The organism is Paenibacillus thiaminolyticus, assembly GCF_007066085.1.
GTDB classification, from domain to species: Bacteria; Bacillota; Bacilli; order Paenibacillales; family Paenibacillaceae; genus Paenibacillus_B; species Paenibacillus_B thiaminolyticus.
Genome location: NZ_CP041405.1, coordinates 5,237,785 through 5,251,343, shown reverse-complemented (window position 1 = coordinate 5,251,343; position 13,559 = coordinate 5,237,785). Strand labels below are relative to the sequence as shown.

Below are 13,559 nucleotides of genomic sequence, written 5' to 3'. Positions count from 1 at the left end.
CTTTCCTGACTTGATGGGAGATTGGTCATAAGGAATTTCGCACATATTCGCTTTCCTGACTCGATGGGATATTGAGCATAAGGAACTCCGCACGTATTCGCTTTCCTAAACCGATGGGAGATTGGTCATAAGGAACTCCGCACGTATTCGCTTTCCTGAACCGATGGGAGACGGGTCATAAGGAACTCCGCACATATTCGCTTTCCTGAACCGATGGGAGACGGGTCATAAGGAATTCCGCACATATTCGCCTTCCTGACTTGATGGGAGATTGTTTATAAGAGGTGTCGCATATATGAGATTCTCTAGTTTTGATATGCCAAAAAACTCCGCTTGCAGAGAGCTTTGTTCCTCTCAGTAAGCGGAGCCTGGATGGTGAAGGCTTTATTCTGTCTTGGTTACACGCCCACAAGCTCTGGTTGCGACGCGACGGGATGATCCTCGAGCAAGACGAGAATTTTCAATCCGACTTGGACCGACAGCATCTCATCCGGGTCATCCATATCCATGCCGGTAATTTCTTTGATTCGTTCAATCCGGTAGGTCACGGTCTTATAGTGGACGTAAAGTTCTTCGGCGGTTTTGGCGGCATTTTGATGGTGCTGCAAAAACGTCTGCAGCGTTTTGATTAAATCATCCCGGTTCGGCTGTTTATAGACGAGCAATTTTTTTAATGATAGCGGGAGGAACTTTGCGAGTTCGTCGGCATCTTCGATTTGACAGAGCAAGCGGTATATGCCCAAATCCGAAAAGGCAGAGATCGCGGAATTGCCATTAATCAATGTCCCAAGGTGCAATGCATCTTGCGCTTCCTTATAGCTGCGGGGCAGCTCTGATATCGAATGGGCCGCGTTCCCGATGCCTACCTGCAGATCGATGCTTTGAATTCGTTTGCAAAATGTGTGCTGAATGTTCCTCGCTGCCGCCTTTATCATGCGCAAGGAGGCCATTTTATCAGCTGGAGGAGTCTCGATTCCCCACAGTACAACGAGCTGATCGTTACGGATACGGATGGTTCCTTCCGGAAGCTGGCGTTGAATGATATCATACAGCAAGCGCTGATATGGGTTATGAAGACTGTACAGATCCAGTTCGCTCTCATCGTAACCATCCACAATCTGCAGCCGGAACAGCACGACAACATAGGTCTTGTTCAAATCCCAACCAATCAAATTGGCCCTCTGGTACACACTCTGCAGCGATTCGATCTTGGCGTTAAGCAGATCATCGATTAAGTCGTCTTTGAATTTCATCTCCACTTCGGCTACGGCATATTGCTTGACGAGATCGAGCGATAAGGAGGTAGCCGCGTTTTCAATGGCAATGAAATCCAGTGCTTCCACAGTTTTGCGCGTCTCATGGATAACGAGATGGATTTTGATATGATTTACTGTTTCTACCGGAACAACAAGATGCTCGCACGTTCGGCCGCCCCATTCCGGGTAAAGCACGCGCTGCCGAAAACATGCAAATTCCGTATCGATGCGGGCACCATCCACTTCCTCGTGCTCCAGCACCTCAAACTGCACCAGATCCGGGTCGGTCGCCGATATCGGATAAAAGTTCCGGTCATATAAAGTAACAGGATTGCCAATCAGTTTTTTCAAAGACATGATAATATTTTCTGCGCCTTTATTGGCAAGCGTAAGCGCGATAAATCGGTCATGGACTTCTTTGAAATATTTGAGCTTTACCACTTGTTTGTTAAAAAGTAATTCCATCACCGGATACATAATTTCACGATAAGGAACTTGCTTCGGAATTTGGATGATAGGCAGATGAAGCCTCTCTGATGCTTCAATGAGTCCGGATGGAATATCATGAACAAATCGTCCCGTCTTGATAACGAGAGCGCTTACTTTTTTATCAGCAAGCTGCGCCATGAAGATCTGCTGTTCACTATAATCGAAAGATTGCAGCGGGTACAGACTGGTCAGGAGCATTTCTCCCCCGTTAATCCACTCCGCGATATCCGGCGCTTCAATAATAGTGACACCGCGAACAAGGTTGTTCAGACCCTGTTTGCCGCTGACGACGAACGCTTGCTTCAATGTGTCGATCTGTAACAAATCCTTTACCCTGAATTCTATGGTGTCCCCCTCCTCTCGGTGTAGAGGTAGATTCGTCGAGCAAAGAAAAGACAATACCGTATTTCCTTGCTACACTTAACAGTATAGCATGTCAGCATGCAATTCTTCACTCATTGACATAGGCAAGATGAATTTTTTGTGAATGTCACGACATAAAAAGAGGCGGCGCCTTCCAACAAGAAAGCGTCCGCCCTATACTACTTGACTTATTTCCCCAAATTGCTGCCGCATTGCAACGTCTTCGCAATGTTGCGCGCCGTGCGCTCCATATTGGCAGCGGCTTGGCTCATCGCCTCGTCCAGGCTGCATACACCGGGCACGATCGTGAACACCATATCGATGCCGTGCTCATGAACCACTTCATGCCCGTCCGCCAGCGAGCCCGCGATGCCGATAACCGGCACGCCATAGCGCTTGGCCGTGTTGGCCACGCCCATCGGCGTCTTGCCGTAAATCGTCTGGCTGTCGATGCGGCCTTCCCCCGTAATGACGAGATCCGCATCCTTCACATGCGAAGCGAGTCCGGTCGCTTCGATGACGATATCGACGCCCCGCTTCAGCTCGGCGTCCAAAAAGGCGAGCACGCCCGCGCCGAGCCCTCCGGCTGCGCCGGCGCCGGGAATCCCCTCTACGTCGCGGCCCAAGCAGGCCTTAATCATCGCCGCATAATGGGCGAGATTGCCGTCAAGCTGCCGCACCATGTCCGGCCCGGCGCCTTTCTGAGGGCCGAATACGGCCGACGCCCCCCGCTCTCCGGTTAGCGGGTTGTCCACATCGCATGCAGCTACGAAGGCAACGTCCCTCAGCCGCGGATCGGCTCCGCTCACGTCGATGCGGGCGATGCGGTGCAATGCTCCGCCGCCATAGCCGATCTCCGCCCCGCTGGCATCAAGCAGCCGCACGCCGAGCGCCTGCGCCATGCCCGCGCCGCCGTCGTTCGTGGCGCTGCCGCCCAGCCCGAGAATGATCGTGCTGACGCCTTCGTCCAACGCCGACATAATCAGCTCACCGGTGCCGCGCGTCGTCGTTGCAAGCGGATTGCGCTGGGCTGGCGGCACAAGCGCAAGACCCGAGGCGGCGGCCATCTCGATCACCGCCGTCTTTCCGTCGCCAAGCAAGCCGTAGAACGCGGTTACGGGCGTGCCGAGCGGTCCCGTCACTTCGCGGTGAATCAAGCGTCCGCCCGTCGCATCGACCAAGGACTGCACCGTGCCCTCCCCGCCGTCAGCCATCGGCACATGTATGATCTCCGCTTCGGGATAGACATGGAGCCATCCTTTCTCTATCGCGTGACATGCCTCCAGTGCGGACAAGCTCTCTTTAAATGAGTCTGGAGCAATTACAACCTTCATTCTCTCCACTCCCTCTCCATCAAACCTTAACCTTCGGTCACTGCTCCCCGTTGCCATCCCGGGTTAGAGGAACCAGCCGAATACGCCGAACACCAATGTCGAGACGATAGCCAGGACAAGGCCGATCAGAGTCTCATACGGAATGAGACGCAGCCGTTCCTTCATCGCCATGTTAACGCTTCCGCCCGTCGCGTGGAAGAAGCTGCCGTGCGGCATATGGTCGAAGACGGTCGCACCGGCATGAATCATCGCCGCAGCGCCCAGCGAAGCGACGCCAAGCTCCATAATCGTCGAGCCGAACACCGAGCTTGCGACCGCCGTGCCTGCCGTCGTCGAAGCGGTGGCCAAGGACATGAACGCGCCGCTTATCGGGGCCAGCAAGTAAGCCGGCAGGCCGGAAGAGGCCAGGCTGTCGATGATGACATTTTTCAATTGCGAGTTCGATATAATGCCTGCCAACGTTCCCGTGCCGAGCAGCATAACCGCCACGCCCGTCATTTTACCGAGGCCCGATATCGCATATTGATTGATGTGCTTGATGCGTCCCATGCACAAGGCGCCAACGAGGCCCCCGGCAGGCAATGCGATAATCGGGTCGATGACGATGCCGGCCAGCGGGCGCAGCGCCAGCAGCACAATCGCCGTGAGCGGCGCCATCGTGGCTGCCAGGAAGCTTGGAAGCTGCTGCTCGCCATTGTCAACGCTTTCTTCAGCGGCAATCATCGTGCCCTTCTTCGTCAGCCGCTTGGCAATCAGATAAGTGGCAAAAAGCCCGAACAGAGCCGGTATAATTCCCGCCATCATCATCGATGTCAGCGGAATGTTGAATGCCTCCGCCGCCGAGATGGCGTTCGGATTCGGCGACATAATGTTGCCGGCCTTGCCGCCGCCGATCATGGCGAGGAGAATCGCCATGCGGGACAAGCCGGCGCGCTGCGCAATCGCGAGCGCAATCGGCGCCACCGTGATGACCGCGACGTCGATGAAGACGCCGACCGCCGTCAGCACCATCGTCGCGAACGCCAGCGCGAACAAGGCGCGCGTCTCGCCGAACTTGCGGACCAATGTCTCGGCAATCGTCTTGGCCCCGCCCGATTCAATCAGGACGCCGGCCAGTACACCGGCAGCCAGGATGCGCAGCACGGCCGGTATCATGCCCTTCGCGCCATCCATCATCAGGTTCACGGAATCGACCAGCCCGATCCCGCCGACAATCCCGCCGGCCAGCGCGCCAATCATCATGCCGTACGCCGGAGGAACTTTACGCAATATTAGTACAATGGCTACGACCAATGCCGTCAAAGCACCGAGCACAGTTACAGATACGTCCATAGTGTACTCCCCCTAAGGTGTTATATCAATTCCTTGTACTATTACTGTACCTGTAATGTGTAAGCGCTTCATCATGCATAAAAATGAAATACAGCGCTTTATTGAGCATGTTTTTTGTTCAAATGCACAACAGATGCGGGCCCGCTCAGACGCTGCTCTCGTTCTCCTTGTCCCCTAGCGCGCTTAACCAGCGGGCCGTCATCAGCGTATATAAGTCGCGAAAATGCTTCGGGTCCTTGCCGGTCGCTTCATGAATGCGCTGCAGACGGTAACGAAGCGTATTCCGGTGAATCGCCAAACGCTCCGCAATGCGCCGCTGTTCGCCGTTCTCCTCATAATAAGCCTGCAGCGTCTGCTGCAGCTCCCCGCTCTTGTCCTCCTGCGCGAACCGCTGCCATAGCCGCTGCAGCTCTTCCCCTATCCAAGATGGCTTGACATTGGCCGCCGCTGTCTCATTCGGCATGTCTTCGCTATAATATACCGGCTGCTCCGGGAAAATCGCCTGGCCCGCACGCATCGTATCCTGCGCGGAACGGTATGACGCGATTAAGCCGCCGATGCCGGAATACGCCTTGCCGACGGCGATCCGGAGGGGCGCAATCTGCTTCTCCTCCAGCAGCCTGCGGATGCGGCCGATGCCTTCGCATATATCGGCACCCGGCTCGCGCGGATGCAGATGCGGCTTGAACAGCACGATCTGGCGCGTATTGCGGATGGCGATCAGGTCGATGGCGGGCCGCCCCTCCAGCAGCTCGACCACTCGCTTGAGCGTAGGCAGCGCATCCGCGTTCTCCGCCCCTGTCAGCTCCATAATGCACGCGACCCGCGACCGCTCCGGATTGAAGCCGATCCGTTCCGCCTGGAGGCGCAGCATATCGTTATCCTTACCGTCCGCGTGAATGACGGACAGCAGGAAATCCTCCTTCATCCGCTTGTCCCACTGGGCCTTTTCCAGAAGATCGGCTTGCTCCAGATACATTTCTGCCGTCATTTTCACTAGCTCGCCGTACTTGGTCACCTCGTTCGGATCGCCGGTAATGCCGATCACGCCCACGACTTCGCCCTGGAACTGAATCGCAAGATTCGTGCCGGGCAGCACCCCTTGCAGCTTCCGCGCGCTCTCCTCGTCTATCTCGAAGCGCCCCTTCCGCTCAATCGCAATGACCGCCCCTTCATGCTTCTGATATATCCGCGAACGGTCTCCGGATCCGATAATCCGTCCCCGTTCATCCATGACGTTGACGTTATAGTGAATCACTTGCATCGTCCTCGTCACAATTTCCTGCGCTAATTCTTTTGTCAGTCTGCTCATCTGATCTACCACCTGTTCATCTCACGCGATATGAAAAAACGCCCTCCATCCGGCAAGCGCGGCGAACCGCGCTCTTGTCAGGACAGGGGCATTAAGCTCCAGCATAACGTAATATACACCCTTACTAGAGGTTGTTCAAAAAATAAACTTTTATAACCGCACGCCCGAGTTTCTCGTTCCCCGAATCACGTAAGATTGCCGATATTGGCCCGTATCGGGTCGAGTCCGCCCGATACATTCATGATATTGCCCGTGAAGAAATCCGATTGCTCCTCGCACAGAAAGCGAATGACCCGGGTCACATCCTCGCCCGTGCCTGGGCGGCCGCGCGGCGTCTCTTCATCCTTCACGCCCTGCACCTCGTCGATGCGCCGCTCCTTGTTGTCGCCGCGAATATCTCCGGGGCAGATCATGTTGACCGTAATGCCATACGGGGCCTCCTCCACAGCAAGCGTCTTCGTAAAAGAGACGAGCCCGACCTTGGCTGCGGCGTATACCGCACGGTGCGGCCACGAACGCGCTTCTCCCGCATGGCCGAATCCATAATGGATGATTCTCCCCCACCCGCGCCGGCGCATGGAAGGGAGCAGCATATGATCGAGCAGCATGACCCCGGTCAGATTGCCGTTCAGCAGGAACAATATTTCCTCTTCGGTATAGTCAGCGAACAGGCGGCGTTCCCGGACGAAGGGTCCGGCATTGTTGACGACGATATCCGCCATGCCTATTCGTTCATTCATCGTATGGACGAGACGCTTGACATCTTCCGTCTTCGAGATGTCGGCTTGCACGAGCAAGCAGCGGACTCCTATGGAAGCAATCCGGCGTTGGAGCTCAGTTGCCTCGCCTTCGCTATGCATGTAATTCAGAATAATGTCATGTCCGGCTTCGGCCAAGGCGAGCGCGGACATCTTCCCCAGCCCTTTGGCACTGCCTGTAATCAGCGCAATCCTGCGCTCCTGTTCCAACATCATCTCCTCCTCCCGGCTTCCGCATCATTCCTCTTCAGTATATGCGATTTGCCAGGGCAGAACAACTTGAGGCGAGGCAGCACACGGCCTTAGAAGGAGCATACCTCCAGGGCATTGCCGCAATGATCTTGAAATAAAAACCACTGCACGCCTTCTCCTTCCTCCACCGCCGATACCTCAACTCCAGCAGCCTGTAAGTGCCGATGAGCGGCTTCCGCATCCTTCACATAGAAATTGAATGCCGCCTCCGCGGCCGGCCGGAACGATGAAGCTTCCGTCTTCAACAACGTGAGGGGCGTCTCGCCCATGATCATTTCCGCACGCATGCAAAAACCCCCTTGCATGGCAAACATGCTGCCGTGCAAGGGGGCCATTCGAAGACCAAAGATAACGCTTCTTAAAATGCTGGAACGATGGAGCCTTCGTATTTCTCGCTGATGAACTGCTTCACGTCATCCGATTGCAGCGCAGCCAGCAGCTTCTGGATCGCATCGCTGTCTTTGTTGTCGCTCCGCGCTGTCAGGATGTTCGCATACGGGGAATCCTTGTCCTCGATGAAGAGGGCATCCTCCGTCGGATTAAGTCCGGCCTCCAGCGCAAAGTTCGTGTTGATAAGCGCCAAGTTGACTTCATCCAGCGTACGAGGAAGCATGGCTGCTTCGAGCTCTTTGAATTTCAGATTTTTCGGATTTTCGATAATATCCTTCACACCGGCGTTCAGGCCAGCGTCTTCCTTCAACTTGATCAGACCTTGCTTCTCCAACAGAAGGAGCGAGCGCCCGCCATTGGTTGGATCGTTCGGAATCGATACCGTATCTCCATCCTTCAGTTCATCGATCGATTTGATCGATTTCGAATACCCGCCGAATGGCTCCACATGCACGTTCCCGACACTTACAAGATCATAGCCCTTTTCCGTCACTTCATTGTCCATGTACGGCTTGTGCTGGAAGAAGTTCGCATCCAGCTGCTTCTCGTGCACCTGCACGTTCGGCTGCACATAGTCCGTGAACTCTTTGACCTCGAGTTCAATGCCTTGCTCCTTCAGCTTCGGCGCAATATGGTTCAGAATCTCGCCATGCGGCACCGGCGATGCGCCAACAACCAGCTTCACCGTCCCGCCTTCTCCGCCCGCCGCGTTCGACGAACCCGTATCCGTTCCGGTCGACGACTTGCTGCCGCAAGCCGCGAGCACGCCAATCAGCGCTATCAACGTCAATACATACGTCCATTTTTTCATGTCTCTCTTCTCCTCCCGTTAATTCCCCATTTTGATGTTATAGAGGTCGTTCACACACACTTCTATATGGAAGCTCGGTACCGAGCGAATTCCTGACGATCTCCGCAGCCGGACCCATGCGGGCCATGGCCGGATGGCTACTTCCGGGTGAACCGGCGGACGAATGCGTCGCCAATCCATTGCAGAATTTGCACGAGCAGCACCATAATAAAAATCGAAATGATCATGACTTCAAATTCGTAGCGGTGATACCCGTATCGAATGGCCAAGTCCCCAAGACCGCCGCCGCCGACCATGCCTGACATTGCCGTATAGGTAACGAGTGTGACGGCCGTAATCGTCGCGCCGGCGATAAGGCCCGGCATCGCCTCCGGCAGCAGCACCTTGCGCACGATCTGCCAGGTCGAAGCGCCCATTGCCTGCGCGGCTTCGATGACGCCGCGGTCCACCTCGCGCAGCGAGGTCTCCACCAGCCGGGCGAAGAATGGCGCAGCCGCAATAACGAGCGGCGGAATCGTGCCTTCGACCCCGATCGAGGTGCCGACAATCATCCGGGTGACCGGAATCAGCGCGATCATCAGAATCACGAACGGCGCGGAACGCAAAATGTTGACGATGAAAGAAACTGCGAAATATACGGTTCTCCCGGCCGTTCCTTTTGATTTTCCTGTCAAATAAAGCAGTACGCCGAGCGGAAGCCCGATAACGATCGTGAACAGGACGGAGAACAGCATCATCGCCAGCGTGTCGCTTGTCGCCGTTCCAATATCGCCCCAGTTGATTTTGGAGAAATCCAGATCCTTCATTAGGCGATCACCTCCACTTCAAGTCCTCTATCCTTCAGCGCGGAGAGCGATCTATCGACATCCGGCTGGCCGCCGTCCAGCCGAACGACCAATTGGCCATAGGGAGTATCCTTCATGCGCGATATCGTCCCCTGCAATATCGTGAAGCGGACCCCCGCCTCGGTAAGGACGGTCTGCAGCACAGGCTCATACGTCACATCGCCCAAGTAATTGATCTTGACGACGCGCGAATGGTCTCCTGCCTGCCCCTGGAAGGCCATCCACGGCTGCAGGTCGGCGTCATGGCGCTCCTCCATAATGAATTCCCTCGTTACCGGATGCTGCGGCTTCAGGAAGACATCGACGACCTTGCCATGCTCTGCAATCTCGCCGGCATGGATGACCGCGACCCGGTCGCATATCGCCTGAATGACATGCATCTCGTGGGTGATGAGAACGATCGTGATGCCGAAGCGCCGGTTAATATCGAGCAGCAGCTCCAGAATCGATTGCGTCGTCTGCGGATCGAGCGCAGAAGTCGCTTCGTCACAGAGCAGCACCTTCGGATCGTTGGCAAGCGCTCGCGCAATGCCGACCCTCTGCTTCTGTCCCCCGGACAACTGCGCCGGATATTTATTGCGGTGCTCCTCGAGACCGACGAGACGGATTAATTCATCCGCTTTCGCCTTCACTTGGGCGGCAGACGCATTCTGCAGCCGCAGCGGGAATGCGACATTGTCGAACACGGTCGCCGAGGACAGCAGATTAAAATGCTGAAAAATCATGCCGATCTTGCTGCGCTGCTCCTGCAGCTCCCGCTTCGACAGCTTCATCATGTCCACCTGATCCACGAACACCTTCCCGGAGGTCGGGCGCTCCAGCAGGTTGATGCTGCGCAGCAGTGTGCTCTTGCCGGCCCCGGAGTGGCCGATAATGCCAAAAATTTCTCCCTGCTCTATCGTCAAACTGACATCGTTCAATGCGAGAGGTCCGGATAGCTTGCCTTTGACTTCATATTGTTTGCTGATATGCTCCAGACGAATCAATGATAGTTTTCCCCTTCCTAATTAGCGGTGGCCTGTATCTCTGTATTCACGCCAAAAGCCCCCTCTTGGCAGATGCCAAAAGGGGGCTGTATCATGTGCTTCTCGTGTGCAGGTGGGTTAGCGCCCTTTCTTATCTGCCAGAACTTATCCGTTCTGAAGGAATTAGCACCATTGACATCCTGCAATCTTGCGGCAGCGGTAAGCTGCGTGCAAATACGGGTTGCAGGATCGGTTGCCGGGCTTCACAGGGCCTGTCCCTCCGCCACTCTTGATAAGAAATCGTTATGAAATTATTCAAAGTATATGATATTACTCGGATATTGTCAATTGACTTTTCTTACCTTACGTTTCATTTTTCCAGGGTAACGAGAGCCCGGAACGAAGCGGTAAGCGCGCCGCACACCATCTGCATGCCTTCTTCCACATCGTCCATATTCGCCTGGATATCCTCCAGCCGCAGCTTGCTGTTCAAGCTGCGGTGCCGCTGCCACAGATCGTCCTGCATCTCCGCATTCATATAGTGAATCTCGGTATTGCGGCGTGTGCGCAGGCGCTGCATCGCTTCTCCATGCAGCTGCTTGAGGCCGGACAGCTTGTCGGTCAGGCGCGGATGCCTGCCTGTCAGATGCAGCCGGCGGAGCACCGTGAAGTAAGAGAACAAATGCTTCATTTGCTCCGTCTCCAGCCGCAGCACCTCATTCAGCAGCGTCCCCAGCTTGTCCAGGATGGAGAAGACGCGGATGAACGCATTTTTGTAAAAGTAGACGTGACGGTAATAATCATCCAATTCATGATCATTCATATCTTCCTGATACTGCTTCGTCACCCGCTCCGCATACTTGCCGGAAGCATAGATGCTCTGCTCCAGCTCATCGAGCGATGTGCGAAGCCCTACCGTCCAGATTTCGATTTTGCGCCAGTAATGCCCCGGATCCCCGCCGTTGTCCATCTGCTTCCTTACATGCGACAGATAGCGGTCTATCGCTTCCATCGCTTCCTTCAACGCGCCTTCATCCCTGCGGGGCGCTTCCCCGAACAGGCTTCGCAGCATCGTGACCACCCCCGATTAGAATCCGTTCGGGAAATAGTCTTTCCAACGATCGTCCACCCGTTGCACGATATCTTCGCGCGGGAACAATTCGTCCGGGTAGCCCGGCTTCATGCGCGCATCAATAACAATCGGCAGTTGATACGCAATGTGGTGATTTCGGACTTCCATCCGCGCGTATATATCAGAAGCAGGGTTGAAGCGAGTGAACACCGTCCACAGGAAAGACAGCTGCGTGCGGGCCACTTGCGCATCGTCCACCAGGAATACGAGCGGCCAAGGCGTCTCCTGCGCGGCCAACCGCTCCATCAGCCGTTCCGCCAACTGCGGCTCGGCCTCATAGGACGCTCCGGACATCGTCAGGCAACCGCGGCAGAATACGGCCACATCCGATATTTCGTCAATCGGGCCTCCCTCATACGTATGCGGGAGCTCGCGGACCGGCTCGCCGACCCCCAGCATTATGCCCTTGCTGCCGTGATTCAGCTTGTGCCCGGTATAATCGAGCGTATCATGTGACGTATTGTTGAGCACATACAGGTCCGACTCCGGTTGGAAGCGCTCCAATACGTTCTCCATCAGCTGCGCGAAATTGTCCAGATCGACATCCTGATCGGTGAGCATCAGGAATTTGGTCAGGCTGAGCTGGCCTTCCCCGAGAATCCGGAAGCCGCTCAGCATCGCCTCGCGGGAATAGCTCTCCCGGACGACGGCAGCGGCCAGAGAATGGACGCCTGTCTCCGGATAAGGATGCACCTTGCGCACGCTCGGCATGACCATCGGGAAGGCCGGTGACAGCAATTTGACCAGATACTCGCCCAAATAGTAGTCCTCCTGACGCGGCTTGCCGACGATCGTCGCCGGGTAGATCGCGTCCTTGCGGTGGTACATGTGCTTCACATTGACAATCGGGAACTCATGCGCCCACGAGTAATAGCCGTAATGGTCGCCGAACGGCCCTTCCAGCCGCCGCTCATGCGGAGGCACGTAGCCCTGGATGACGAACTCAGCTTCCGCCGGAATGCGATGCCCTTCGAAGCCGCTGTCCACGACAGGCAGGCGCTCGCCCATGACGAAGGAGGCCATGAGCAGCTCCGGCAGCTTCTCCGGGAGCGGCGCGATGGCTGCCGCAATCAATGCGGGCGGGCCGCCGACATAGATGGACACCGGCAGCGCCTCGTTCCGGAGCTCGGCTTCATGATAATGGAAGCCGCCGCCTTTTTGAATCTGCCAGTGGATTCCGGTCGTCTCGTCATCGTATATTTGAACCCGGTACATTCCCAGGTTATGATCGCTGCCCTTGCGTGCGGGATGCTCGGTGTAGACGAGCGGGAGGGTAATGAACGGCCCCCCGTCCAATTGCCAGCTCGTTAACGCCGGCAGGCCTTGCATCGGCATATCGGTCCGCTTCACGTCCATAATCGGCGCTTGAGCGGATGATACATCCTTCATGCCTACCTTGAGCAGGCCCAGCAGTTCTTTGACCAGGCTTCGTTCTTCCCACAGCTTCTTCGGCGATGGAGGCATGAAGCGATTCACCGCTTCGATGCATTTGTTGGCGAACTGCTCCGGTCTCGGCCCGAAGGCCATATCCACCCGCCGGGTCGTCCCGAACAGGTTCGTAGCGACGGAGAACGGGCTTCCCTTCACATTGGTGAACAGCAGGGCGGGGCCGCCTTCCTCGATCACCCGCCGATGAATTTCAGCGATCTCGAGATACGGATCGACTTCGGCTTCGATGACCGCCAACTCGTTCTCCCGCTTGAGCGTATGAATGAAACTGCGAATATTCGAAAATGACAACGCTAGCCCTCCTTAGATCGTTAGCTGGGTAAATATTTGCTGCAAATCGGCTCGCTATATTCTGTAATACGCGCCACAGTTACGTACTATTATGTAGTATATCTGTTTTTCATGAGAACCTAAAGCGCTACAACCGGACAGCTTACGACAATGTAAGAGAATCGTAAGCAGGTTGCATGGCACCGCCCCATCCGTATCGATAAAATAAGAGAAGAAGTTCAAAAAGTTCGCTTCTGATCTCACGAAGAATTCATGTAAGCAGTTCGGCATCGAATCTTGCACTCACTCTCGAAATCCGCTGCTCATGTAGTTTTGCCTACACTGCGCTGCTCTTTCTTCGAGTTCAAGCAACCTTCTCGGTGCTGAGAACCGACCTTTTTGAACACTCATTATGATTCTTAAGCAAGACCACACTTTACGGGAGGTAGATGTTCATGAGAAGCATGAATCGGGACACAGAGCGCAGACGTTGGAATGTCCGTTGGCTGGCTGCGGCGAAAGCGGCCGCGTCCGTACTGCTGTTCGGCGCTCACGCCGAAGATGCCCGTCAATTGAGAGAAGGAGCGTAAATCGGCTTATG

The 13,559-nt window shown here is 55.5% G+C and carries 12 protein-coding genes and 1 riboswitch; of the genes, 1 reads left to right on the top strand and 11 read right to left on the bottom strand.

Going from position 1 to position 13,559, the window contains the following annotated elements:
* Positions 1-398: 398 nt before the first annotated feature.
* From FLT43_RS23325 to FLT43_RS23275, 11 genes are all read right to left on the bottom strand, one after another.
* Positions 399-2,069, bottom strand: a complete 1,671-nt coding sequence (locus tag FLT43_RS23325) for a PucR family transcriptional regulator (protein WP_244194046.1) — start codon at positions 2,067-2,069, stop codon at positions 399-401.
* Positions 2,070-2,296: 227 nt separating this feature from the next.
* Positions 2,297-3,442, bottom strand: a complete 1,146-nt coding sequence (locus FLT43_RS23320; protein WP_087440825.1) for a glycerate kinase — start codon at positions 3,440-3,442, stop codon at positions 2,297-2,299.
* 63 nt (positions 3,443-3,505) lie between these two features.
* Positions 3,506-4,774, bottom strand: a complete 1,269-nt coding sequence (locus FLT43_RS23315; protein WP_087440826.1) for a GntP family permease — start codon at positions 4,772-4,774, stop codon at positions 3,506-3,508.
* 145 nt (positions 4,775-4,919) lie between these two features.
* Positions 4,920-6,086 (bottom strand): sugar diacid recognition domain-containing protein, encoded by a 1,167-nt coding sequence (locus FLT43_RS23310; protein WP_087440827.1) that lies wholly within the window; start codon positions 6,084-6,086, stop codon positions 4,920-4,922.
* A gap of 185 nt (positions 6,087-6,271) precedes the next feature.
* A complete protein-coding gene (locus FLT43_RS23305; RefSeq protein WP_087440828.1) occupies positions 6,272-7,057 on the bottom strand; it encodes an SDR family oxidoreductase in 786 nt (261 codons plus the stop codon).
* Between the two features lie 89 nt (positions 7,058-7,146).
* Positions 7,147-7,383 carry a VOC family protein gene (locus FLT43_RS23300; RefSeq protein WP_087440829.1) on the bottom strand — a complete coding sequence of 79 codons (237 nt, stop codon included), beginning with the start codon at positions 7,381-7,383 and terminating at the stop codon, positions 7,147-7,149.
* Between the two features lie 71 nt (positions 7,384-7,454).
* Entirely contained in the window at positions 7,455-8,297 is an 843-nt protein-coding gene (locus FLT43_RS23295; protein WP_087440830.1) for a MetQ/NlpA family ABC transporter substrate-binding protein, read from the bottom strand.
* A 137-nt stretch (positions 8,298-8,434) separates the two neighbouring features.
* The gene (locus tag FLT43_RS23290) at positions 8,435-9,103 is read right to left on the bottom strand and encodes a methionine ABC transporter permease (RefSeq protein ID WP_087440831.1); all 669 of its coding nucleotides are present in this window, start codon (positions 9,101-9,103) and stop codon (positions 8,435-8,437) included.
* Positions 9,103-10,128, bottom strand: coding sequence for a methionine ABC transporter ATP-binding protein (locus tag FLT43_RS23285; protein ID WP_087440832.1), 1,026 nt, complete (start codon positions 10,126-10,128; stop codon positions 9,103-9,105). The genes FLT43_RS23290 and FLT43_RS23285 overlap by 1 nt, the downstream gene beginning before the upstream one ends.
* A 127-nt stretch (positions 10,129-10,255) precedes the next feature.
* A riboswitch (SAM riboswitch) is annotated at positions 10,256-10,406 on the bottom strand.
* 71 nt (positions 10,407-10,477) lie between these two features.
* Positions 10,478-11,179 (bottom strand): Cthe_2314 family HEPN domain-containing protein, encoded by a 702-nt coding sequence (locus FLT43_RS23280; protein ID WP_087440833.1) that lies wholly within the window; start codon positions 11,177-11,179, stop codon positions 10,478-10,480.
* A 15-nt stretch (positions 11,180-11,194) separates the two neighbouring features.
* A complete protein-coding gene (locus FLT43_RS23275; RefSeq protein ID WP_087440834.1) occupies positions 11,195-12,979 on the bottom strand; it encodes a UbiD family decarboxylase in 1,785 nt (594 codons plus the stop codon).
* 434 nt (positions 12,980-13,413) lie between these two features.
* Between FLT43_RS23275 and FLT43_RS30595 the strand changes: the two genes are divergently transcribed.
* Entirely contained in the window at positions 13,414-13,548 is a 135-nt protein-coding gene (locus tag FLT43_RS30595; RefSeq protein ID WP_255321557.1) for a hypothetical protein, read from the top strand.
* Positions 13,549-13,559 lie beyond the last annotated feature (11 nt).